General features: G+C 66.8%; 22 protein-coding genes. 8 read left to right on the top strand and 14 right to left on the bottom strand.

Translation table 11 applies throughout. The features are described 5' to 3' along the window. The first annotated feature begins 43 nt into the window (after nucleotides 1-43). Genes hsaA through hsaB form a run of 4 tightly spaced genes read left to right on the top strand, consistent with a single transcriptional unit; the run spans nucleotide 44 to nucleotide 3615 of the window. Entirely contained in the window at nucleotides 44-1213 is a 1170-nt protein-coding gene (gene hsaA / locus OG326_RS04795; RefSeq protein ID WP_327143410.1) for a 3-hydroxy-9,10-secoandrosta-1,3,5(10)-triene-9,17-dione monooxygenase oxygenase subunit, read from the top strand. Nucleotides 1214-1217: 4 nt separating this feature from the next. Further along, nucleotides 1218-2096, top strand: coding sequence for a 4,5:9,10-diseco-3-hydroxy-5,9,17-trioxoandrosta-1(10),2-diene-4-oate hydrolase (gene hsaD / locus OG326_RS04790; protein ID WP_327143409.1), 879 nt, complete (start codon nucleotides 1218-1220; stop codon nucleotides 2094-2096). A 2-nt stretch (nucleotides 2097-2098) separates the two neighbouring features. Beyond that, nucleotides 2099-2998, top strand: coding sequence for an iron-dependent extradiol dioxygenase HsaC (gene hsaC, locus OG326_RS04785; RefSeq protein WP_327143408.1), 900 nt, complete (start codon nucleotides 2099-2101; stop codon nucleotides 2996-2998). Between the two features lie 29 nt (nucleotides 2999-3027). After that, the gene (hsaB, locus tag OG326_RS04780; RefSeq protein WP_327143407.1) at nucleotides 3028-3615 is read left to right on the top strand and encodes a 3-hydroxy-9,10-secoandrosta-1,3,5(10)-triene-9,17-dione monooxygenase reductase subunit; all 588 of its coding nucleotides are present in this window, start codon (nucleotides 3028-3030) and stop codon (nucleotides 3613-3615) included. Between the two features lie 117 nt (nucleotides 3616-3732). Here hsaB and OG326_RS04775 read toward each other — a convergent pair whose 3' ends face one another. The 3 genes from OG326_RS04775 to OG326_RS04765 form a co-directional block, all read right to left on the bottom strand. Next, on the bottom strand, nucleotides 3733-4665 hold the full coding sequence (locus OG326_RS04775; protein WP_327143406.1) for an AraC family transcriptional regulator: 933 nt from the start codon (nucleotides 4663-4665) through the stop codon (nucleotides 3733-3735). A gap of 94 nt (nucleotides 4666-4759) precedes the next feature. Further along, complete coding sequence (locus tag OG326_RS04770) at nucleotides 4760-5686, bottom strand: NADP-dependent oxidoreductase (protein WP_327143405.1); 927 nt, start codon at nucleotides 5684-5686, stop codon at nucleotides 4760-4762. Between the two features lie 148 nt (nucleotides 5687-5834). Continuing rightward, entirely contained in the window at nucleotides 5835-6509 is a 675-nt protein-coding gene (locus OG326_RS04765; protein WP_327143404.1) for a hypothetical protein, read from the bottom strand. Nucleotides 6510-6639: 130 nt separating this feature from the next. Between OG326_RS04765 and OG326_RS04760 the strand changes: the two genes are divergently transcribed. Continuing rightward, complete coding sequence (locus OG326_RS04760; RefSeq protein WP_327143403.1) at nucleotides 6640-7062, top strand: hypothetical protein; 423 nt, start codon at nucleotides 6640-6642, stop codon at nucleotides 7060-7062. An 80-nt stretch (nucleotides 7063-7142) separates the two neighbouring features. On the opposite strand, the gene dmpG is transcribed toward OG326_RS04760, so the two are convergent. The 3 genes from dmpG to OG326_RS04745 are packed head-to-tail and all read right to left on the bottom strand — an operon-like array spanning nucleotide 7143 to nucleotide 9930. Further along, complete coding sequence (dmpG, locus tag OG326_RS04755) at nucleotides 7143-8195, bottom strand: 4-hydroxy-2-oxovalerate aldolase (RefSeq protein WP_327143402.1); 1053 nt, start codon at nucleotides 8193-8195, stop codon at nucleotides 7143-7145. A gap of 12 nt (nucleotides 8196-8207) precedes the next feature. After that, the gene (locus OG326_RS04750; protein WP_327143401.1) at nucleotides 8208-9116 is read right to left on the bottom strand and encodes an acetaldehyde dehydrogenase (acetylating); all 909 of its coding nucleotides are present in this window, start codon (nucleotides 9114-9116) and stop codon (nucleotides 8208-8210) included. A gap of 28 nt (nucleotides 9117-9144) precedes the next feature. After that, nucleotides 9145-9930, bottom strand: a complete 786-nt coding sequence (locus tag OG326_RS04745; RefSeq protein WP_327143400.1) for a 2-keto-4-pentenoate hydratase — start codon at nucleotides 9928-9930, stop codon at nucleotides 9145-9147. Between the two features lie 142 nt (nucleotides 9931-10072). On the opposite strand from OG326_RS04745, the gene kstD reads away from it, so the two are divergent. Then, entirely contained in the window at nucleotides 10073-11788 is a 1716-nt protein-coding gene (kstD, locus tag OG326_RS04740) for a 3-oxosteroid 1-dehydrogenase (RefSeq protein ID WP_327143399.1), read from the top strand. Between the two features lie 492 nt (nucleotides 11789-12280). Beyond that, nucleotides 12281-13144 carry a MaoC/PaaZ C-terminal domain-containing protein gene (locus OG326_RS04735; RefSeq protein WP_327143398.1) on the top strand — a complete coding sequence of 288 codons (864 nt, stop codon included), beginning with the start codon at nucleotides 12281-12283 and terminating at the stop codon, nucleotides 13142-13144. A gap of 114 nt (nucleotides 13145-13258) precedes the next feature. Here OG326_RS04735 and OG326_RS04730 read toward each other — a convergent pair whose 3' ends face one another. Then, nucleotides 13259-14293 carry an AraC family transcriptional regulator gene (locus OG326_RS04730; RefSeq protein WP_327143397.1) on the bottom strand — a complete coding sequence of 345 codons (1035 nt, stop codon included), beginning with the start codon at nucleotides 14291-14293 and terminating at the stop codon, nucleotides 13259-13261. Between the two features lie 183 nt (nucleotides 14294-14476). Between OG326_RS04730 and OG326_RS04725 the strand changes: the two genes are divergently transcribed. Next, entirely contained in the window at nucleotides 14477-14824 is a 348-nt protein-coding gene (locus OG326_RS04725) for a hypothetical protein (protein WP_327143396.1), read from the top strand. 27 nt (nucleotides 14825-14851) lie between these two features. Here OG326_RS04725 and OG326_RS04720 read toward each other — a convergent pair whose 3' ends face one another. The 7 genes from OG326_RS04720 to OG326_RS04690 form a co-directional block, all read right to left on the bottom strand. Beyond that, the gene (locus OG326_RS04720; protein WP_327143395.1) at nucleotides 14852-15283 is read right to left on the bottom strand and encodes a hypothetical protein; all 432 of its coding nucleotides are present in this window, start codon (nucleotides 15281-15283) and stop codon (nucleotides 14852-14854) included. Beyond that, complete coding sequence (locus OG326_RS04715) at nucleotides 15280-16557, bottom strand: DUF58 domain-containing protein (RefSeq protein WP_327143394.1); 1278 nt, start codon at nucleotides 16555-16557, stop codon at nucleotides 15280-15282. Before OG326_RS04715 ends, OG326_RS04720 begins: the two co-directional genes overlap by 4 nt. 184 nt (nucleotides 16558-16741) lie before the next feature. Continuing rightward, entirely contained in the window at nucleotides 16742-17704 is a 963-nt protein-coding gene (locus OG326_RS04710; protein ID WP_327143393.1) for an AAA family ATPase, read from the bottom strand. A gap of 25 nt (nucleotides 17705-17729) precedes the next feature. Then, nucleotides 17730-18233 (bottom strand): hypothetical protein, encoded by a 504-nt coding sequence (locus tag OG326_RS04705; RefSeq protein WP_327143392.1) that lies wholly within the window; start codon nucleotides 18231-18233, stop codon nucleotides 17730-17732. Continuing rightward, the gene (locus tag OG326_RS04700) at nucleotides 18230-19180 is read right to left on the bottom strand and encodes a DUF4129 domain-containing protein (RefSeq protein WP_327143391.1); all 951 of its coding nucleotides are present in this window, start codon (nucleotides 19178-19180) and stop codon (nucleotides 18230-18232) included. Before OG326_RS04700 ends, OG326_RS04705 begins: the two co-directional genes overlap by 4 nt. Before the next feature lie 212 nt (nucleotides 19181-19392). Next, nucleotides 19393-20844: a UDP-glucose dehydrogenase family protein gene (locus tag OG326_RS04695; RefSeq protein ID WP_327146372.1), complete on the bottom strand. Its 1452-nt coding sequence runs from the start codon at nucleotides 20842-20844 to the stop codon at nucleotides 19393-19395. Nucleotides 20845-20846: 2 nt separating this feature from the next. Continuing rightward, nucleotides 20847-22061 carry a glycosyltransferase family 4 protein gene (locus OG326_RS04690; RefSeq protein WP_327143390.1) on the bottom strand — a complete coding sequence of 405 codons (1215 nt, stop codon included), beginning with the start codon at nucleotides 22059-22061 and terminating at the stop codon, nucleotides 20847-20849. Nucleotides 22062-22432: the final 371 nt, after the last annotated feature.

Here is a 22432-nt window from a genome sequence, read left to right as displayed (position 1 = left end):
AAACGAGAACCGCCCGATTCACCAGGCAGGAGCAACTGGCGCGATGACGCAAGAAGTAGTTGAGCGGGTCGAGGCACTGCTGCCCACTCTCCGCGAGCGGGCCCAGCAGGCCGAGGATCTGCGACAGATCCCCGAAGAGTCCATCAAGGACCTCCAGGCCGCCGGATTCTTCAAGTTGCTGCAGCCCAAGCAGTGGGGCGGCTACGCGGCCGATCCGGTCGTCTTCTACGACACCGTCCGTAAGATCGCCAGCGCCTGCGGCTCCACCGGCTGGGTGGCCGGCATCATCGGTGTGCACAACTGGCACCTGGCGCTGTTCGATCAGCGTGCGCAGGAAGAGGTGTGGGGCGAGAACACCGACGTCCGCATTTCCTCGTCCTATGCGCCCATGGGCGCCGGCGTGGTCACCGAGGACGGCACCGGTTACACCGTGAACGGTTCCTGGGCTTGGTCTTCCGGCTCCGGCCACGCGGACTGGGTGGTCGTCGGCGGACCGGTGATCAAGAATGGCAAGCCGGTCGACTTCGGCAGCTTCCTGATCCCGCGCAGCGAGTACAAGATCAACGATGTCTGGAATGTCGTCGGTCTGCGCGGCACCGGGTCCAACACCATCGTCGTCGAGAACGTGTTCGTACCCAAGCACCGTTTCCTCAGCTTCCGCGCCATGGGCGAGTTGAAATCCCCTGGCCTCGAGCAGAATACCGATCCGGTGTACAAGATGCCGTGGGGCACCATCCACCCCACCACCATCTCGACCCCGATCGTGGGCATGGCCTACGGCGCCTACGACGCGCATGTCGAGCACCAGGGCAAGCGTGTGCGCGCCGCCTACGCCGGTGAGAACGCCAAGGACGATCCGTTCGGCAAGGTGCGAATTGCCGAGGCCGCCAGTGATATCGACGCCGCGTGGCGTCAGCTGTCCGGCAATGTCGCGGACGAGTACGCCTACCTGCTCAAGGGTGAGGACGTCCCGTTCGACGTGCGCGCTCGCGCCCGTCGCGACCAGGTCCGCGCCACCGGCCGGGCCGTCGCGTCGATCGACAAGCTGTTCGAGGCCTCCGGTGCCACCGCACTCGCCAACGGCACTCCGCTGCAGCGCTTCTGGCGCGACGCGCACGCCGGCCGCGTGCACGCCGCCAATGATGCCGAGCGCGCCTACGTCATGTACGGCACGCACGCGTTCGGGCTCCCGATCACCGACACGATGGTGTAGCCCTATGACCACCGTTGAAGAGATCACCTTCGAGTCCACCTCGAAGTTCGCGCAGGTCCGACCGGATCTGAAGCTGCACTATCACGAGGCGGGCGTCGGCAACGGCCCCACCATCGTGCTGCTGCACGGTGGCGGTCCCGGCGCGTCGTCGTGGTCGAACTTCGCGAAGAACATTCCGGTGCTGGCGCGCGAATTCCACGTGCTGGCAGTGGATCAGCCCGGATTCGGCCTGTCCGACAAGCCGACCGAGCACCCGCAGTACTTCGTGCACAGCTCGTCCGCGCTGAAGGATCTGCTCGACACCCTCGGCATCACCGATCGGGTGCACCTGCTGGGCAATTCGCTCGGCGGCGGTGCGGCCGCCCGCTTCGCGCTGGACTACCCGGACCGCGCCGGCAAACTGGTGCTGATGGGCCCGGGCGGGTTGTCCACCAACCTGTTCGCGCCGGACCCCACCGAGGGCGTCAAGCTGCTGTCGAAGTTCAATTACGAGCCGACGCGCGCGAACCTCGAGGCGTTCCTGCGGATCATGGTCTTCGATCAGAAGCTGATCACGCCGGAGCTCATCGACGAGCGGTTCGAACAGGCGAGCAAGCCGGAGTCGCTCGAGGCCACCCGCGCCATGGGACGGTCCTTCGCCGGACCCGATTTCGCCAAGGGCATGATCTGGCGCGACGCGTTCAAGCTGCGGCAGCCGGTGCTGATGATCTGGGGCCGGGAGGATCGGGTGAACCCGATCGACGGCGCACTCGTGGCCTTGAAGATGGTGCCGCGCGTGCAACTGCACGTGTTCGGTGGCTGTGGGCACTGGGCGCAATTGGAGAAGTTCGACGAGTTCAACCGCCTCGCAACGGACTTCCTGCTCGGCGTCAAGGAGAAGTAGGTATGAGTATTCGAGCGCTCGGATACATGCGCATCGAGGCCACCGATATGGCGGCCTGGCGCGAATACGGGCTCAAGGTGCTCGGCATGATGGAGGGCACCGGGCCCGACCCGACCGCCCTCTACCTGCGCATGGATGATTTCCCGGCGCGCCTGGTGATCGTGCCGGGCGAGCGGGACCGCCTGCAGATCTCCGGCTGGGAGGTCACCGACGCTCCTGCGCTGCAGGACATTCGGGAGCGGCTGTCCAAGGCCGGGATCGCCTTCCGCGAGGGCACCAAGGACGAGGTCGAGGATCGCCGGGTCGAGGCGCTGATCTCGTTCGAGGATCCGTCCGGCAATGTGCTGGAGGCGTTCCACGGATCGCAGTACCTGGCCCGGCGTTTCATGAGCCCCTACGGGCACAAGTTCGTGACCGCCGAGCAGGGCCTGGGCCATGTGGTCCTGACCTGCACGGATGATGCTGCGGCACAGACGTTCTACCAGGACGTGCTCGGCTTCCGGCTGCGCGACTCCATGAAGCTGCCGCCGCAGATGGTCGGCCGTCCCGCCGACGGTGATCCGGCCTGGCTGCGGTTCTACGGCTGCAACCCGCGCCATCACGCGCTGGCGTTCCTGCCGCTGCCGAATCCGACCGGCATCGTGCACCTCATGGTCGAGGTGGAGAACTCCGACGATGTCGGCCTGTGCCTGGATCGCGCGGCGCGCAAGAAGGTAAAGATGTCGGCTACCCTCGGGCGGCATATCAACGACAAGATGCTTTCCTTCTACATGAAGACTCCGGGCGGGTTCGATATCGAATTCGGTTGTGAGGGTTTGGAAGTCGAGGACACCTCGTGGATCGCCCGCGAGTCCACCGCAGTGAGTCTGTGGGGCCACGACTTCACCGTCGGAATGCGATAGCAGTGAGCGACAGGGCGGGAACTTCGGCTATGACCGACGAGATCACAACAGACGACCAGCCGGCGATCGACGCACGTCAATTCCGGAATGTGCTGGGGCAGTTCTGCACCGGCATCACCGTCATCACGACGTTCGACGGTGACGGCGCCCCGATCGGCTTCGCCTGCCAGTCGTTCGCCGCCCTCTCCCTCGAACCGCCGCTGGTCCTGTTCTGCCCCACCAAGGCTTCCAAGTCCTGGGCGGCGATCGAGGCCAACGGCAAGTTCTGCGTGAACATCCTCGCCGAGGAGCAGCAGCCGGTGTGCGCGCGCTTCGGCTCCCGGGAGCCCGACAAGTTCGCCGGGGTGCCCTGGCGCACTTCGGATCTGGAGCTGCCGCTGCTGGACGATGCCCTGGCCACCATCGAGTGCACGGTGGATCAGGTCATCGACGGCGGTGATCACTACATTGTGATCGGCCGCGTGCAGGCGCTGTCGGAATCCACCGATTCCGGTCGGCCCCTGCTGTTCTACCGCGGGCAGTACACGGCCATCGAGCCGGAGAAGACCGTGCCCGCGCCCTGGCGTGCGGATCTCGAGCACTTCCTCACGAACACGACGCTCGACACGTGGTTGTGAGGCGGGTTCACCCCGAACCCTGGCGATAGAAAAGTGCCCCTGTGGAGTTATCCACAGGGGCACTTCGCATGTGGATAACTTTGAACAGCTGTGGATTCCGGTCGGATGCCTGTGGATTCAGGCCGCCGCGCGCGCCTGGCGGCGGTATTGCCCCGGGGCCGAACCGTATTCGCGTTTGAAGGCCTTGCCGAACGCGAATTCCGAGCTGTAGCCCGCTCGGGTCGCTACCGTGCCGATGGGTAGATCGTCCTCGCGGAGCAGGCGGGCGGCGGTGGTCAGCCGCCAGCGGGTCAGGTACGCCAGTGGGGGTTCACCGACCATGGTGTTGAACTTGCGGGCGAAGGCGGCGCGGGACAGGCCCGAGCGGTCGGCGAGCGATTGCACCGTCCACGGGGCGGCGGGCTCGTCGTGCATGGCGGCCAGCGCGGGCGCGACGGCCGGATCACGCAGTGCGGCAGCCCATCCTGCCGATTCCGACTGCGGCTGGTCTTCGATCCAGGCGCGCAGTATGTAGAGCAGCAGCGAGTCGATGAGCGCCGGGACAATGCCGTGCGAGCCGATGCGCGGCGCATCGAGTTCGGCGCTCAGCAGCGCGACGGCGGCGGCCAGGTGCGGATGGCGGCCCTCCCCCGTCCGCAGGTGGATCACCTCGGGCAGCTGCCGCAGCAGCGGATGCGGCCGCTGCCCGTCCAGGTGATAGTTGCCGCAGAGCAGACTGACCGCCGGGCCGTCACCGCCGACCTGCAGTGCGCCCACGGGTGGGCGGTGGGTGTACTGCTCCGGCCGGGGTATCTGCGGTGGGGTATCGGGATGGTCGGCGAGGATGTGCCCCGAACCGTCCCGCACGAACACCACATCGCCCGGGCTGAGCGCGAGGGGTTCGGTCGCGTTCTCGGTCGGATAGATCCAGCAGTCGCCGTGCAGGACGACATGAAATCCGGCGCCCGCGGTGGCCGGGAGTCGCAGTGCCCACGGTGCGCGGCCGTCGGTGCGCACCGAATGCGGCGCACCGGTGCGCATGGAGGCCAGGGCCTCGCTGAGCACGTCCATCCCGGCCTCCTTCGATCGGTCTCCGGGTGCAACCCGGATTCCGTCCCCATTATTCGGTACCCGCCTATGCGGTACCCGCCTATGCGGTACCCGCCTATGCGACGGTCAGCACCACCTTGCCCACGGTCTGTCCCGAGGCGACCAGTTCGTGCGCCTTGGGCGCGTCCGCCAGCGGCAGCTCCGCGGCAATGGTCGGGCGCACCAGGCCCGCATCCGCCAGCGCCGCAATCGCTTCCAGCGCAGCGTAATCCGGCTCCACCGAGACTCCGGCGAAGCGCCGTCCCGCCGCCTTCACGGTGGCGGCGAGCTCCGGGTTGACGTGCTCGAGGATGGTGACCAGCACTCCGCCCGGCTTCAGGACCTGAAGAGACCGCGTTCCGTCCGCCACCGAATCGAAGACCACGTCGATATCGCGGACTACCTCGGTGTAATCCGTTGTCCGGTAGTCGATCACCTCATCCGCCCCGAGACCGAGCACATAGTCGTGCTTGGCCGCGCTGGCGAGCGCGATCACATACGCCCCGCGCGCCTTGGCGATCTGCACGGCCAGGTGCCCGACACCGCCGGCGGCCCGATGGATCAGCACCCGATCGCCCTCCTTGATCCCGGCCTTGTCCACCAGTCCCTGCCAGGCGGTCAGTGCGGCCAGCGGCAGCGCCGCGGCTTCGACATGGCTCAGATTCACGGGCTTGCGGGCCAACTGCCGCGAGGGCGCGGCCACATACTCCGCGTACGCGGTGGCGGCCCGGGGGAAGAAGGGCATCCCATAAACCTCTTCCCCGATCTCATAGCGCGCACCGGGCCCGGCCTCCTCGACCACACCGGAAATATCCCAGCCGACGCCGAACGGCGGCTCTCCCAACAGCGGAAAAGCGCCGGACCGCACCGCGATATCCACCGGATTCACCGAACTGGCATGCACCCGCACCAGCACCTCGCCCGAGAGCAGCGCCGGCTTGTCGATCTCCACAACCTCCAGCACCTCGGGCCCGCCGAAGGACTTCTGAATCACCGCGCGCATCGTCTTCTCCCTCTACCGCTTCCGCCCCGGCCGTTCCGGGGGAACCGAACAGAAGCAACAGTAGACAGAACCGATGAGACGTTGAATAGCTGTAAATCTCGTGTTTTTATCCAGGAGTCTTCACATCACTCGGCGGCAGCAACCCGAGTCACCCCGGCGGCAGCAAGCCAAGCTGCGCAGCCCGAACACCGACCTGGAACCGAGTGCTGACATCGAGCCGAGCCATGAGGTCGGCCACATACCTCCGATAGGTCCGCAGCGAAACATCCAACTGCCGAGCAGCCACCTCGTCCTTCAGCCCGCGATTGAGCGCCGCGAGAACCGCCAGCGACCTGTCGTCGAACTCCGGACTGCCGAACCCCGGCCGGCTCGACAGATGATCGGCGGATTCCCATGTCCTGGTGGCGAATTGGTGGATCGCTCCGACCAGCGCCGGCCCGCGAACCATCACCATGTAGGGATGCGCGGCGCCCGCCCCGCTCCACAGAATGGCCGCATGCCGGTCGATGATGAAGGTGTTGTGAAAGTCATGGCTGGACACCCTGATCTTCGGGCTCAGCGACGAATCCTCCAGCAGCGGACGGCGATCGCGCGAATCCAGGAAATCCGGCGAGTACAGCAGCCGAACCTGTTTTCCCTCCGCCAGCAGCCCGCGAATCACCGTATGCCCCAGCGAATAATGCCGCTCCTGCCGCACCGGACTGGAAACGGCCACCACCGCCTCGGTCCGAACCCGCCGCAGCAAATGCTCCACATCACTCCCGAGGTCCTTACTCGGGTGCAGCCGGACAATGCCGGGCGCAATCGCATCATCCTTCCGCATACCCCCATCATCTGCGGAACCGCGGCATTTGACCAGTCTTGAGTGGCGGGGAGGCGTAGGGGCCGCTAAGGTCGGTCCGTCCCGCTGCCATTGGGGGCCGTGGGAGATCTTTTTTGGGGGTTTGGGCCGCATGGCTTTTCGTAAGTCGACAATTCAGAAGCAGCTGGCCAAGAAGTTGGTCGAGTTCGCGCCGCAGGGTGAGCAGTTGCAGCTCACTTTTCAGGCGATCACCGGGCCGAGCCCGTGGGTGGATGATCTGCCCTTCGTGCGGTTCGTGATGCTGTTCCTGCGCAAGTACTACTTCGTGGCGCTGACGCAGACGTCGGTCGTCATTGTCGAGGCCAGCAAATGGACGGGGCGCCCGTCGAAGTTCGTGTGCGCCGAGCATTTCGGCAATGCGCAGTTCACCGAGATGCAGATCAATTCGATCTGGTCGAAGGTGTACTACCGCATGCCCAATACCGCCGCACCGGAGCGCCTGAACGTGCACCGCCGCTGGCGCACCGAGCTGGACCAGCTGGTGTCGCGCCTCCCCCAGCGCCTGGCCGCCTGAAAACGGCGGCGTGAGCCGCACGTAAACAAACTGGGCCGCAACCGTTTCCGGTTGCGGCCCAGTTCATCTCCTGCGGTCGATCAGGCGGTGACCGCCGCCTTCTCGCGCTGGAGTTCCAGGGCGATATCGATGAGCTGATCCTCCTGGCCGCCGACCAGCTTGCGCTTGCCAGCGCGCACCAGCATCTCCGCGGCGGAGACGCCGTAGCGCTCGGCCTGACGCTCGGCATGGCGCAGGAAGCTGGAGTAGACGCCCGCGTAGCCCATCATCAGGGCCTGGCGATCGAGCAGGCATTCAGACGGCATGACCGGGCGCACAACATCTTCCGCGGCATCGGTGACGGCGAAGAAGTCGACGCCGGTCTTGACGCCGAGCTTGTCGCAGACGCCGATGAACGCCTCGACGGGCAGGTTGCCCGCGCCCGCGCCGAAGCGGCGCGCGCTGCCGTCGATCTGGGTGGCGCCGGCCCGCACCGCGTACACGGAGTTGGCGACGGCCAGGCCCAGGTTCTCGTGGCCGTGGAAACCGACTTGCGCGTCGTCACCGAGCTCGGCGACCAGCGCCGAGACCCGGTCCGAAACCTGTTCCAGCACAAGGGCGCCGGCGGAATCGACGACATACACACACTGGCAGCCCGCATCGGCCATGATGCGCGCCTGCTTGGCGAGCAGTTCCGGCGTAGTGCTGTGCGCCATCATGAGGAAGCCGACGGTCTCCAGGCCCAGATCCCGCGCGTAGCCGAAGTGCTGGATGGACACATCCGCTTCGGTGCAGTGGGTGGCGATGCGGCAGATGGACGCACCGTTGTCCTGCGAGATCTTGATGTCCTCCTTGATGCCCACACCCGGCAGCATCAGGAAGGCGATCTTGGCCTGCTTGGCGGTCTCCGCGGCAGCCTTGATCAGTTCCTGCTCAGGCGTTTTGGAGAATCCGTAGTTGAACGAGGAACCGGCGAGGCCGTCGCCGTGGGTCACCTCGATGACCGGAACGCCGGAGGCGTCGAGGGCGCCGACGATATTGCGCACATCCTCGACGGTGAACTGGTGACGCTTGTGATGCGAGCCGTCACGCAGCGAGGTGTCGGTGACGCGCACATCGAGTTCGCCCGAGAAGGGCTTCAGCACATTGTTCATGATCGAATCTCCTTACACCCGAGCCGAAATGATTTGATCGGCAATCACGTCACCCACGCGGGTGGCGGCAGCCGTCATGATGTCCAGGTTGCCGGCGTACGGCGGCAGGAAGTCGCCCGCGCCCTCGACCTCGACGAAGATCGAAACCTTCGCCAGGCCACCGGAAACCAGTGACGGCTCGTCGTACTGCGGCTCGTTGAGCAGACGGTAACCGGGCACGTACTCCTGGATGGACTTCTCCATCTCGTGGATGGAGGCGGTGATCGCATCGCGATCGGCATCCTCCGGGATGGCGCAGAAGATGGTGTCGCGCATGATCATCGGCGGCTCGGCGGGGTTCAGAATGATGATGGCCTTGCCGCGCTGCGCTCCACCGATGGTCTCGACACCTTTGGAGGTGGTCTTGGTGAATTCGTCGATGTTCGCACGGGTTCCGGGACCGGCCGACACCGAGGAGACCGAGGCGACGATCTCGGCATAAGCCACCGGGACGACCCGCGACACTGCCGCTACCATCGGAATCGTCGCCTGACCACCACAGGTGATCATGTTGACGTTCGGTGCGTCCCGCAGCGAATCGAGGTTCACCGGCGGAATGACCGCCGGGCCGACGGCAGCGGGGGTGAGGTCCACGGCGCGAATGCCCGCCGCCTCGTACTTCGGCGCGTACGCGCGGTGCACGTACGCCGAGGTGGCCTCGAACAGGATGTCCGGCTTCTCATCAAGGGCGAGAAGCCAATCCGCGCCTTCGGCGGAGGTCTCCAGACCCAGTCCGCGAGCCCGCTTGAGGCCCTCGGAGTCCGGGTCGATACCGATCATCCAGCGCGGTTCGATCTTGTCCGAACGCAACAGCTTGTACAGCAGATCGGTGCTGATATTGCCGGACCCGACGATCGCGGCGGTGACTTTGCTTGCAGTCACGGCATACTCCTACTCGGTTAGCTCAGTGTCAGCTGAAACGCAGACGTACAGAACCGAGTCCGGCGAACTCGGCAGTGAAGTCGTCGCCCGGGCGGGCGTCGATGGCGCGGGTGCAGGAACCGGGCAGCACGATGTCGCCCTTCTTCAGGCGGACCCCGAACGAGGCGACCTTGCGGGCCAGCCACGCGACGCCGATGGTGGGGTCACCGAGCACGGCATCGGAGCGACCTTCGGCCACAACCTCGCCATTGCGGGTGAGGACGGCGTCGATCTTCTTGATATCCAGCTCGTTCGGAGCCACGCGCTCCTTACCGAGCACCCAGCCGGCGGAGGAGGCATTGTCGGCGATGGTGTCGCACAGCCCGATCTTCCAGTCCTTGATGCGGGTGTCGATGAGTTCGATGGAGGGTGCGTACGCGACTGTGGCGTTCAGCACATCCTCTTCGGTGCAATCCTCGCCGGGCAGGTCCGCGCCGAGCACGAATCCGACCTCCACCTCGACCCGCGGGTACAGGAACTTGGAGGTGTCGACGGGGACGTCCTCGAAGACCTCCATCTCGGCGAGCAGGTGGCCGTAATCGGGTTCGTCCACGCCCATCATCTGCTGCATGGCGGCCGAGGAGAGACCCACCTTGTGGCCGATGATTCGGGCTCCGGCCGAGGTCCGCCGCCGGATATTCGCCAGCTGGATCTCATAGGCGTCGACCACGTCGATGTCCGGATAACGCGCGACCAGTGGGTCGAGCGGAATGCGATCCCGCTCTGCCAGGGCGAGCTCTTCTGCCAGTTCACTCCGTAGCGCGTCGGTCAGCACGCTGTGTTCCTTCCATCGGGGGGCCAGCCGGTGGCCGTGCAGTTACGAGACTAGAAACTGAAACGAGTTTTTGTGAAGAACATCGCCTCAGCAGTCCCATCTGCCAGACCAACATAGACCAAACCAGGATTGATTCTATAACGTGTTCTACATGACTGATCGGGATTACGACGTGGTGGTGGTCGGCAGCGGTGCCGCCGGTATGACCGCCGCCCTCACCGCCGCACACCGCGGTCTGCGCGTGGTGCTCATCGAGAAGGCCGCGCATTTCGGTGGTTCTACCGCCCGCTCCGGCGGTGGCGTGTGGATCCCCGGCAACAAGGCGCTCAAGGCCTCGGGCCGTCCGGACGACCGCGAGGAAGCCCGGACCTACCTGCACAGCATCATCGGCGACGTGGTGCCGGCCGACAAGATCGACACCTACATCGACCGCGGCGCAGAGGCTTTCGACTTCGTACTGGACAACTCGCCACTGAAGATGAAGTGGGTGCCGGGCTACTCCGACTACTACCCGGAGGCACCGGGCGGCAAGTCCGACGGCCGCTCCTGCGAACCCAAGCCCTTCAATACCAAGAAACTCGGCGCCGAACGCTTCAACCTGGAACCCCCCTACTCCAAGGCTCCGCTGAATGTCGTGATCCTGCAGGCCGACTACAAGAAGATCAACCTGCTGCGCCGCCACCCGATCGGCATGGTCACCGTGCTGCGCGTCGGCACCCGCTGGGCGTGGGGCAAGGTCACCGGCAAGGCGCTCGTGGGCATGGGCCAGGCGATCATCGCGGGCATGCGCAAGGGCCTGCTCGACGCGAATGTGCCTGTGCTGCTGAACACTCCGCTCACCGGGCTGGTCATCGAGGACGGTGTGGTCACCGGCGTCGAGGCCGAGCAGAACGGCGAGACCGTGCGCTTCAACGCCAAGTACGGCGTGATCCTGGGTGCGGGCGGCTTCGAGCACAACGCCGATATGCGGCACAAGTACCAGCGTGAACCCATCACCACCGAGTGGACAACGGGTGCGGCCGCCAATACCGGCGACGCCATTCGCGCGGGCATCGACGCGGGCGCGGCCATCGACTTCATGGAAGACGCGTGGTGGGGTCCGACGACGCTCAAGGGTGCGGGCAAGCCGTGGTTCGCGCTGGCGGAGCGCAATCTGCCCGGATGCATCATCGTCAACAACGACGGCAAGCGATTCGGTAATGAGTCCGCTCCTTACGTCGAGGCTGTGCACACCATGTACGGCGGCAAATACGGGCAGGGTGAAGGCCCCGGCGAGAACGTGCCCTCATGGCTGGTTTTCGATCAGCGCTACCGGAGTCGCTACATCTTCGCTGGTCTGCAGCCCGGTCAGCGTTTTCCGTCCCGCTGGATGGAAAACGACAACATTGTCGTGGCGCCGACCTTGGCGGAGCTCGCCGAGAAGATGAACGTGCCCGCCGAAACCCTCGGCTCGACCGTCGAACGCTTCAACGGCTTCGTCGCGAGCGGCAAGGACGAGGACTTCGGCCGCGGCGACAGCGCCTACGACCGGTACTACGGCGATCCGACCATCAAGCCGAACCCGTGCCTGAACAAGCTCGAGGTCGGCCCGTTCTACGCGGTGCGCATGGTCCCCGGCGACCTCGGCACCAAGGGCGGTCTGGTCACCGATAACGACGGCCGCGTGGTTCGCGAGGACGGCACCGTCATCGAGGGTCTCTACGCCGCGGGCAATACCTCGTCCCCGGTCATGGGCCACACCTACGCGGGCCCCGGCGCCACCATCGGACCCGCGATCACCTTCGGCTACCTGGCCGCCCTGAATATCGCCGCCAAGGCGAAGTCGGGCGCACCCGTGGCAGCCGACCAGGCGTCCTGAACCGTCCCAACCCGGTTCAGGACCGGGTTGGGCGCGAGTCCGGGTCACGTCGAGCCCGCGCCCAACCCACCTCTGCCCGCACCGACGCCGACACCCTGCCCGGCGTCGAGGCGGGCGCTATAACTTCACAGTCGCGAAATTGCGCCCTACCCAACGATATTCGCCGTCCGGCCCGGTCATTCCGGCGTACTTTGGGCCGGAATGACCTGCACGGGACGCGTTCGTCGCGGAGTCCCGGCCGACAGCGTGGCCGGGATGCTGGGGCGATCAGCGCGCCGACTGTCCCGGCAAGCGGGCGTGTTACTTGCCGAGCGCGCGGTGTACGCCGCAGGATCGGACCCCGGTGGGTCCGCAGTCCGCGGACGATCGCGCCGGCGGTTACCCCGGAGGAACTCGCGACGGCGTCGCGAGCGGCGGCCGGTCGATACGACAAGCGCGGCACAACGGTCGTCCGTGGGTGAGCGCCCACTGATCTCACGAGGAGAGAACTTCATGCCCATCGATCCGAATATCGCTCTCGGCGCGGTACTTCCGTCCGTCGATTTCAGCTGGACGCCGTCCGATGTGCAGCTGTACAACCTGGCGCTGGGTGCGGGCGGGCGCTGGACCGACGCGGCCGAACTTCGCTATGTGGATGACCGGAATCCGCAGGTGCTGCCGTCCTTCGCCACCGTCGCACCGTTCTTCCACGAGACCGAGCCGCCGCAGGTGAAGTTCCCCGGCGTCGAGATCGACCTCGCCAAGGTGGTGCACGGCAGCCAGGAGATCCTGGTGCACCGGCCGATTCCGGCCTCGGGCAAGGCGGTTTTCGAGCGTCGCATCAGTGAGATCTGGGACAAGGGTTCCGCCGCGGTGATCTGGCAGGAGCACACCGCCACCAGCTCGGACGGTGAATTGCTGTGGACCGCGCGCTCTTCCATCTTCGCCAAGGGCGAGGGCGGCTTCGGCGGCGACCGCGGCCCCAGCGCCAAGACCGAACTCCCGGACCGCGCACCGGATTTCGATGTGCTCACCCCGACCCTGCCGCAGCAGGCGCTGCTCTACCGCATGTGCGGTGACCGCAACCCCCTGCACTCGGACCCCGAATTCGCCCGTAATGCCGGATTCCCCAACCCGATCCTGCACGGCCTGTGCACCTACGGCCTGGTCCTCAAGACCGCCACCGATACGGTGCTCGCCTCGGATGCCGCCCGCGTCACCGGATTCCGCGCCCGATTCGCCGGAGTTCTCTACCCCGGCGAGACCCTCCGCACCCGCATCTGGCAGACCGGCAGCGAACTCCTCATCGCCGCAACAGTCGTCGAGCGCGACGACGCCCCCGTCCTCGCCGACGTAGTCCTCACCCACACCACATAAATCACCCAAACCACCCAAACCGCCAGAGCCGCGCCCGAATTCGGTCGCGGCTCTGTTGTCTCGGGTCATACAGGTTGTTTCGGGTCATACAGCCGGGCGATCACCCGATTGCGACTAGATGCGGGTGGAGACGCGGCCGCGGTTCTCGCGGGCGAATTGTCCGGGGGACTGGCCGTTCCAGGCGCGGAAGGCGGCGGTGAAGGCGGAGACGCTGGCGTAGCCGAGGCGGACTGCGGCCTGTTCGACTGTGAGTCCTGTGATGAGAAGTTCTTCGGCCAGGAGGCCGATGGTTTCGGTGGTCAGTTCGCGAAAAGTGGTGCCCTCGTCGGCCAATCGGCGGCGCAGGGTGCGCACGCTGAGGTCCAGGGCGGCGGCGATGCGGGATTGGTCGGCGACACCGCCGCGGCTGATCAGCAGCTGGCGGACCCGGCCGCTGATGCCCACGCGGCTGCGGCGGCGCTGCACCAGGTCGGCGCACTGCTGTTCGTAGAAGCGGGCGGTGGCCGTATTCGCCTGTGGCAGTTGCAGACTCTGGATATCGGCGGGGCCGGTCACCACCGAGCGGGCGGCATTGAAGATGACCTCCTCGACTCCGAGCATGGCGCCGAACATCTCGTAGACCGGATGCGGCGGGAAGGCCACGGCGACTCGGGTGATGGGCGGGCGCATGGGCAGCACATCCTGCTGAATCGTCCAGATCGCCGCCACATCCCGCTCCACCGCGAAGCGGCGCACATCGCGCGGCACGCCGCTGTCGTCGCGCACGATGGAGACATCCGGTCCGTCGATGACCAGGTGATGCCTTGCGACAGTGAAGGACAGGTCGGCATAGCGCAGCGCCAGGCCGACCGCATCGCGCACGGTCGGGCAACTCATCAGCGCGAATCCGAGCACGCCGAGGCTGGGCGGATGACACAGCAATCCGGCCATCAGGCCCATGCCCGGTTCATCGCCCACTCCGGCCACCACATTGCGCATCAGGGCCAACTCCTGGCCGAGCGCGATCTCTGCGGTCGAATCGGCCAGATCGGCTTCCCGGATACCCGTGCCGCGCAACAGGGCAGGTGTGGCAACGCCCCGCCCGGAGGCGAACTCAACCAGGAGTGCCGCACTGGTGATGGAACGCAACTGCGCCTGGCCGTCGGTCACAGTAAAAGCTTCGCAAACTCCCGGCCGCTTCGGACCGGAACCGGCCGGTAAGTTGCTGTTATAGGCCGAAATTCGGCTGTTTCTGACCTATGAAGTACTGGAACAAGTAACGCCTCCGGGCTTATGGTGAATATCTAGCGAACTACACCCGATAGCGAACGATGAACTGGAGAAGGTGAACCAATGGCCGGCTGGCAGGTGTTCACAGCCACCCTGGCAATGCTCACGATCATGGCCGTCACGGTCGCGAGCCTGCATCAACCACATCGAGATCCGGACAGATTGTCGGTGGAACGGATCCGCGAGCGAATCAGCAACGAGCACATCGCATCCGCCGATTCCACCCTGCTCACCTCCGCGTGGTCCCACGGAGTACCCGACCATCAGCTCGATGTGCAGGAGGCGCATCGCGCCATGCAGCAGCATCGCCGCTGCCCGGTGACCGAATGTGCCCGCAAGGCAGCGGCATTCCGCGCCCTCATCGATGCCGGGCGCATCAAGCCGACGCGTATGCCGCCCGCCCTCCAATAGCGGCCGCCACCGCTGCCCGATAAGCGGTCAGCCGCTTGACCTTTCGTCCACGACTCCCCGAATGATCATGGCGTACAGCAGGATCACTGCGATCGGCGCCACGATCGGGATCCAGGACAGGCCTGCGGGCAGCAGGGTCGCGGCCCCTGCGGCAATGGTGAATACGAGGGCGCCCGCCACCGAGGGGACGGTGGTGGGCACCACTCCCACCGGCGCGGATACGGTCGCCGTATTCAGCAGGTAGGTGGTGGCGACCAGCCCGATCGCCCCCGCGGCCAGCGCACCGGTATCGGTGAGGGCCAGTACGGCGAGCGCGACCAGTACCGCGCCCACCGCACTGACCCGCCACCGCCAGCCCCCCACCGCGAAGATCAGCACCGGTATCGCGGCCCAGGGCTGCACCAGGCCCACGGCCAGTGTCAGCAGCAGGCCGGACAGTACGGCGAGGAATCTGGTCATCGGCGCACCCGCACGGCGCGACGGCGATGTTCGGGCAGCAGGCGCATGATCTGGTCCAGCCGGGCATCCTCCGGCCAGGGCACGATATCGACGCCGACGGTGCCCATATCGCGGTACATGGAGGTGCGCTCCAGCTGCCACATGCGCGCCAGGGTGGACTCCAGCCCGCCGGCGAACGGCGGTCCGCGCAGCACGTCCACTACCACCACAACATGGCCACGCTTGCGAAGATCGATGAGCGACAGTGCGAATTCGGTATCGAGCAGGGTGGAGAAGGCGACCACCACCGCACCGATCGGAACGGCCGCATGAGGGGCGAGCGTTCCGGAGGTCTCGATATGCTCATCACCCACATCGAGCACCGTGTCGACAATGCGGTAGAACTGCCGGCGGCCGATATCGGGACGCAGCCAGCGGGGCGAACGGCCCAGGCACACCACGGCCGTACGGTCACCCGCCTGCAGCGCCGACTGCGCCACCTGCGCCGCCCCGCGCACGGACAGTTCCAGCGAATCCGAGGCCGGGCCCGGCGCCTGCATCGAAGTGTCCACCAGCACAACCACATCCGCGGCACGGTTGGTGAAGCGCTCGGTCACGAACAGCCGCCCGCGGCGGGCGCTCACCGCCCAGTTCACCGTGCGCAGTTGATCACCGGGCGCGTACGCGCGCACATCGGCGAATTCCACACCGGGACCGTGGCGACGGGTCAGGTGCGTGCCGATGCGCTCGGGAAGTTCGGTGCGCGGCAATTCCATTCGCTGCGGATCGGCGATCGGATAAACGAAAACCTCACCGGCGGGCAATTGCACCGAGGCCACCGACAATCCCGCCGGACTCAGCGCGGTGATCCGCAACGGCACCGGATACCGGCCCCAGCGCGGTGCGGACAGCGCCAATCGCATGCCCGCCGGGGCGGCGCCCGAATCGAACGCCTCCTCCACCCGCACCTCCATACCCTTGATCTGCTGCTGATGCATGCGCAGCAGGGCATGTCCGCTCTCCACGAACGCGGCCGCCGTCAGCACCACCTCTTCGGTCTCGAAGCAGCGCAGCACATCGACCCCGTCGACCTGAATCCTGGTGCGCGACTGCTGCAGCGGCGCGGTCGCCAGCACGCCGAGCATGGGCGCCGCGAACACCGCCAACTGCCAGTGCCCCAGCACGATCGCCAGCACCAGCGCCGGCGCTGACACCGCCGCCAGCATGAACACCAGCGGTGCGGGCCGCCACCGCAATTCGGTCTCCGACGCCGTACTCAGATCACGGTGCTTCACAGGCACCCCCGTGCCGCTGACCGAGCGTGTGCGCGATTCGCGAGGTGTCCTCCGACTGTCCACCTCGTGGGGTGCTCACACGCGCACTCGCGTCGACATCCGGCCACTTACCTCGCGGGGTGCTCGGATTCTCCGCTTGCGCCGTAGGTTTCGCTGGGTTTGTCATGTGCGCCTCATGCGGTGCTCACGCCGGGGTCGCGCGCGGGACCGGAAGGCGGCGCAGGAGTTCGGCGATGACGTCCTCGCCGCGGATGCGGCGGACCCACATTTCGGGGCGGAGCGTGATGCGGTGTGCCATGGCGGGCAGGGCCAGGGCCTTCACATCCTCGGGGACCACATAGTCGCGGCCGTTGAGCAGGGCACGGGCCCGGGCCATCTGGACCAGATCGAGTTCCGCGCGCGGGCTGGCGCCGACCTCCACCTGCGGGTGGCTGCGGGTGGCGGAGGCCAGGGAGACCACGTAGCCGACCACATCCGGGTGCACGGTGACGAATTCGACGGCCTGGCGCATTTCCAGCAGGCCCTCGGCATCCACCACCTGCGCGATCTGGGCGGGCTGCGTGCCACGCTCCAGGCGGCGGCGGATCATCTGCATCTCATCGCTCTCGGAGAGGTAGCCGAGGCGCAATTGCATGGCGAAACGGTCGAGCTGGGCTTCGGGCAGCGGGTAGGTGCCCTCGTACTCGATCGGGTTGTCGGTGGCCATGACGATGAAAGGCTGTGGCAGCAGGAAGGTTTCACCGTCGATCGAGACCTGCCCCTCCCCCATCGCCTCCAGCAGCGCGGCCTGCGTCTTGGGCGGGGTGCGGTTGATCTCGTCGGCCAGCAGCATATTGGTGAAGACCGGGCCGCGGCGGAAACTGAAACGGCCCGAATGCATGTCGTAGATGGTCGCGCCGATGAGATCGGCGGGCAGCAGGTCGGGGGTGAACTGCACGCGGGTGAAGTTCAGCCCGAACGCGGCCGCGAAGGATCGGGCGATGAGCGTCTTGCCCAGCCCCGGCAGGTCCTCGATGAGGATGTGGCCGCCCGCGAGCACCGCAATCATGATCAGCTGCAGCTCGTCTCGCTTGCCGACCACCACCCGGGACATTTCCCGCAGTACGGCGTCGGTGCGTTTGATGGTCACGTCCATCGGTGAAGTCATGTCAGTACTCGCATCTCAAACCTGTTCACATGTTCTGGAGGCGGCGCAGGATCTCATCCAGCGCCGGTCGGCCGGGCGCCGGATTGGTCTGATCGCGCAGCGCCGAATTGGCGGGATCCACCCACCGCCACAGCTCGGGACCGAACTGTAGCTGTCCGGCCGCCTCGTGGGCACGCCGGTTCTTGGCCATCCGATGGCCGCTGTTGCTCTCGAACTCCTTGGCCAGCAAGGGTCGCAAATGGCGGTCCCAGTCGGCGCGGGTGCCCTCGGCGCGATCGGCGAGCATCTGGGCGCGCGCCTGCCAGCGCTGCAGCATTTCGGCTGGGCCATTGTCGATCTCGTGATCGTCCGGACCGGTGGGACGGCGGCGGCGAGCGCGTTCCAGCAGCGACCAGACCAGCAGGCCCAGTGCGCCCGCGACCGGAATACCGGCAATCGGCAGCAGGGTCTCGCGCCCATGGTTCAAGGCGATGAGTTCGAACAGACCCGCCAGGATCAGTCCGATCACCACGATCGCACCCCGGTTCATGATGCTTCCGCCTGTCCCTGCAGATCAGCCAATACGATACGCAGCAGCTGTTCGGCCCGCATACGCTGCCACTCCAGCATGGAGTGCGGGCTGAACCGCGCTTCCTCGAAGAGCGCCACCAGTTCCCGCGCCGACGCATCGTGCAGGAAGCCGCGGTCGAAGGCGCGCGCCAGCACCTCCGACGGGGTGTCCGAGGCCAGCGGGGCCACCTCCCGCGCCTGCGCCAGACCGCGTTCCATGGCGACATAGCAGGCGATGATGGCGGTGCGCGGATCCTGACCGGGCGCGATCATGGCGGCCAGGCCCATTTCCGCGACCTTGGCCAGCGAGACCGCCTCGATCGGCGTACTCGGCACGTGCCCTGCGGCTTTCGCCACCGGACCGCGATTGGAGCTGACCGCGACCACCACCAGCCCCGTCATGGCGACCAGGACCAGCACCACCGCGCCGATCGCGACCAGCAGCAGCGCGGTACCGCTGAGCGCGGGCGTGGAGATCGAGTCCTGCGGCGGCGCGACATTCTCGACCGGCTGCGCCGCACCGGTACTCGGGGTCTGCGTGGTCATCGTCGGCTCCGGCGCATCCTTGTGCCCCGGACCGACCAGGTATATCGACGCCACCGCCGTGAGCAGCAGCGCGACCGCCGCCAGCCCGACCAGCACCAGCAGCGCGAGCCTGCTCAGCCCGGTGCCGCGCCGATCCGTCTCGCGCTCCGGCTCCGGCATGGCCAGCGGCAGCCGATGCTGGCTATTGACCACGCCCGCAGCCAGAATCACCACCGACACCAGCAGCAGCACCGGCATGAGAGCCAGCGTGACCGCCGACGGCGCTCCCGGCGAGGACGGTCCGCCGGTGCCCGGGATGTACCCGCGCAGGGCGACCACGGCCAGCACCAGCAGAGCGATCAACCCGATCGCCCGTGATGCCAGCGTCCCCACCCCAGTCACACATGCTCCCAACCAGAGTCCTGCAAATCAGGCACATAGTTACATGCCAGTAGGTCCGGTTGGGGAGGAATCGCAAACACCGATTACATGCAGTTCCGGCATATATTCGCCCGAAAGCCACCCCACGCGGCCCCCGCCATGCCTCCGGCAGATACGGACAATCCGTGCCGGGCACGGACCGAATTCGGCCCGGCCGGAGGACGAGGTCGGGCTCAGGCGGTGCGGCGGACTCGGGCGCGCAGGCGGTTCAGGGGTGAATCCGCCATAGCGGCAGGAGCTTCGGGGAGGCGGCGGGGCTGGCGGATCGGGGCGGCGGGGCGCAGGGGCTCCGGGTGGGAGGTCGCGGTGCGGGGTTCGACGAGCCGGCCCATGGCCCGGAAGTCCCAGCCGGCGGCGAGCCAGGGCTCGGGGTCCAGGGTGTTGCGGGTATCGATGAGGGTGCGGCCGCGGGCGACGGTGCGCAGGAAATTCGGGTCCAGATCGCGGAATTCGCGCCATTCGGTGAGATGCAGGACCACATCCGCCTCGTGCAGGGCGGCGGCCGCGGTGGCGGCGTAGACGAGCTGGGGAGCTACGGCGCGGGCGGTGGCGGTGGCGGCCGGGTCGAAGGCGGTGACCTCCACCCCCGCGGCCTGCAGCCGGATGGCCACATCCAGGGCCGGGGAGTCGCGGACATCGTCGGACAGCGGCTTGAAGGCGATGCCGAGAATGCCGACCCGACGGGAACCGGTGGCGCGCAACAGTTCCAGGGTCTCGCGGACCACGCGCTCGCGGCGGCGCAGGTTGATGGTGTCGATATCGCGCAGGAAGTCGACGGATTCACCCGCACCCAGCTCGGTGGCGCGGGCGATGAGCGCGCGGACGTCCTTGGGCAGACAGCCACCGCCGTAACCCAGTCCGGCGCCGAGGAATTTGCGGCCGATGCGATCGTCGTGGCCGAGGGCGTCGGCCAGCAGCGTCACATCCGCGCCGGTGATTTCGCACAGCTCGGCCATCGCATTGATGAACGAGATCTTCGTCGCCAGAAAGGCATTCGCGGAGACCTTGATCAATTCCGCGGTGGGGAGATTCGTGATCACCACCGGCGAACCGGCGGCGATCGGCGTGGCATACACCTGGCGCAGCGCCCATTCCGCGTCCGGGGTGGTCACGCCGAACACGAGCCGATTCGGGCTCAGCGTGTCGTGCACCGCGTGCCCCTCGCGCAGGAATTCCGGATTCCACGCCAGATCCACCGAGATTCCCGGCGGCGCGAGTTCGGCGATGCGCGCCATCAGCGCCTCGGCGGTACCGACCGGCACCGTCGACTTGCCGACGATCAGGCAGTTGCGGGTCAGATGCGGGACCAGTCCGTCGAGGGCGGCATACAGCTGCGACAGATCGGCCGCACCGTTCGGACCGGCGGGTGTTCCCACACAGAGGAAATGAACATCGGCGAAGCGGGCGGCGGCCACCAGCGAGGTGCCGAACCGCAGGCGGCCCTTCGCGACATGCCCGGCCAGCAGCTCGGGCAGGCCGGGCTCGTGGAACGGCACCCGGCCCGCCGACAGCGCGTCCGCCTTGGCGGGATTGTTGTCCACACCGAGCACTTCGAAGCCGAGCTCGGCCATGCCCGCGGCATGTGTGGCGCCGAGGTAGCCGGTACCGATCACGGAGATGCGCAGCATCAGGAGGCCTCCTTGGAGAGCGGGCTGCGGAGGTCACCATCGACCGGCAGTCGGCGGCGTTCCGCGATCACTTCGCGGTAGTGGCGGACGAGCAGGTTGTTCACTGCGGTCCAGGAGCGGTCCTGCACACTGCGCTGGGCAATCTCAGCGGTCTGGGCGCGCAGTTGCGGATCGTCGATCAGGCGGCGCACGTAATCGACGAGCGCCTCGGCATTGCCCGGGGGATACAGGAATCCGGCGCCCGGCGTGACCACATCGATCGGCCCGCCGGACTTCGGGGCTACCACCGGAACACCGGAGGCCATCGCCTCCTGCGCTGCCTGGCAATAGGTTTCGTGACGACCGGTGTGCACGAAGACATCCAGCGAGGCATAGGCCGCCGCCAGCTCCGCGCCGTGCAGCACACCGAGGAAGGCCGCGCCCGGCAGCAGTTTCCGGAGCCGCTTCTCCTCCGGGCCGCCGCCGACGATGACCAGCCGGACCCCGGGCAGCGGGCGCAGATGCGCGAGCAGCTCGAGTTCCTTCTCCGGGGCGAGCCGGCCGATATAGCCGATCAGCAATTCCCCGTTGGGGGCCAAGCGCTTTCGCAGTTCTTCCGAGCGACGGTGCGGATCGAACTGGTCCAGATCCACACCGCGCGGCCAGCGCGCCAGTCCGGGAATGCCCATCAGTTCCAGCTGCCGCAGGCTGGCGGTCGACGGCGCCAGGGTGCGATCCACCTGAAGATGAATGCGCCGGGTGAGCGCGACCATGGTGCGCACGCCGCCCGGCAGGTCGTAGCGTTCGGCGAAACCGATCAGGTCGGTCTGATAGATGGCCACGGTCGGGACATCCAGCTCCGCCGCCACCTTGGCTGCCTGATAGCCGAGCGTCGCCGGGGAGGCGATATGCACGACGTCCGGCTCGAATTCGCGCATGATCTTGCGCAGGCGGCGGCGCGTTTCCAGGCCGATTCGGAAGTCCCGGTAGAACGGCAGCCGCGCGCCGCGCACCACGTGCACCCGGAATCCGGCGTACTTGGCCGGTCCGGTCGGAGCCACCAGTACGGCCTCGTGGCCCTTGGACGCCAGGTGGTCCAGGACCCGCCGCACCGAATTGGTGACGCCGTTGACCTGGGGAAGGAAGGATTCGGCGACCACCAGCACGCGCAGTCGACCGCCGGGGATACTCGGGTGCCGGGGTGCGGAACCCCTGGCCTGCTCGCGGATTCGCATCGGTCCCCTCCGGTTCGGTGCTGCCTCCTGAAAGCACGGTAAGAAAGCGCTCGCAACGTCAGCCCCCCTCCGCGTTGACGGCACGTGAATCGTTCGCGTCGATCAAGTCGGCCAGTTCACCCGGACGTCGCCGCCCCTTCTTGCTGCCGTTCTACGGACAGTTCGCCGAGGCGGCTCAGGGTTCGATACAGGTCCGGAACACGGGCGATTGCCGCGCCCAGCTCAGTGGGCGGGACCGCGGTGTGGAGGGAGAGTGGAGGTCCGCGTCTCAGAGGACGTCGACCAGATACACCAGCTGCATCACCAGATCAGGCTCGACGGTTTCCAGCGGCGGCGCCTCGCGTAGCGTCCAGCGCTGGAACACTCCAGCG

Origin of the sequence: Nocardia sp. NBC_01327 (assembly GCF_035958815.1) — a bacterium.
GTDB lineage: Bacteria > Actinomycetota > Actinomycetes > Mycobacteriales > Mycobacteriaceae > Nocardia.
Note: the sequence above shows the minus strand (reverse complement) of the source record. Positions and strands in the feature narration are given on the sequence as shown.

Excerpts from the sequence above, each read along its gene's own strand:
- OG326_RS04710 (WP_327143393.1), bottom strand. The coding sequence starts at position 17,704 with ATGACTTCACCGATGGACGTGACCATCAAACGCACCGACGCCGTACTG.
- OG326_RS04775 (WP_327143406.1), bottom strand. The coding sequence starts at position 4,665 with ATGGACGTGCTCAGCGAGGCCCTGGCCTCCATGCGCACCGGTGCGCCG.
- OG326_RS04770 (WP_327143405.1), bottom strand. The coding sequence starts at position 5,686 with ATGCGCGCGGTGATTCAGAAGTCCTTCGGCGGGCCCGAGGTGCTGGAG.
- OG326_RS04725 (WP_327143396.1), top strand. The coding sequence starts at position 14,477 with ATGGCCGGCTGGCAGGTGTTCACAGCCACCCTGGCAATGCTCACGATC.
- hsaC (WP_327143408.1), top strand. The coding sequence starts at position 2,099 with ATGAGTATTCGAGCGCTCGGATACATGCGCATCGAGGCCACCGATATG.
- OG326_RS04720 (WP_327143395.1), bottom strand. The coding sequence starts at position 15,283 with ATGACCAGATTCCTCGCCGTACTGTCCGGCCTGCTGCTGACACTGGCC.
- hsaB (WP_327143407.1), top strand. The coding sequence starts at position 3,028 with ATGACCGACGAGATCACAACAGACGACCAGCCGGCGATCGACGCACGT.
- hsaA (WP_327143410.1), top strand. The coding sequence starts at position 44 with ATGACGCAAGAAGTAGTTGAGCGGGTCGAGGCACTGCTGCCCACTCTC.
- OG326_RS04705 (WP_327143392.1), bottom strand. The coding sequence starts at position 18,233 with ATGAACCGGGGTGCGATCGTGGTGATCGGACTGATCCTGGCGGGTCTG.
- OG326_RS04735 (WP_327143398.1), top strand. The coding sequence starts at position 12,281 with ATGCCCATCGATCCGAATATCGCTCTCGGCGCGGTACTTCCGTCCGTC.
- hsaD (WP_327143409.1), top strand. The coding sequence starts at position 1,218 with ATGACCACCGTTGAAGAGATCACCTTCGAGTCCACCTCGAAGTTCGCG.
- OG326_RS04760 (WP_327143403.1), top strand. The coding sequence starts at position 6,640 with ATGGCTTTTCGTAAGTCGACAATTCAGAAGCAGCTGGCCAAGAAGTTG.
- OG326_RS04765 (WP_327143404.1), bottom strand. The coding sequence starts at position 6,509 with ATGCGGAAGGATGATGCGATTGCGCCCGGCATTGTCCGGCTGCACCCG.
- OG326_RS04690 (WP_327143390.1), bottom strand. The coding sequence starts at position 22,061 with ATGCGAATCCGCGAGCAGGCCAGGGGTTCCGCACCCCGGCACCCGAGT.
- dmpG (WP_327143402.1), bottom strand. The coding sequence starts at position 8,195 with ATGAACAATGTGCTGAAGCCCTTCTCGGGCGAACTCGATGTGCGCGTC.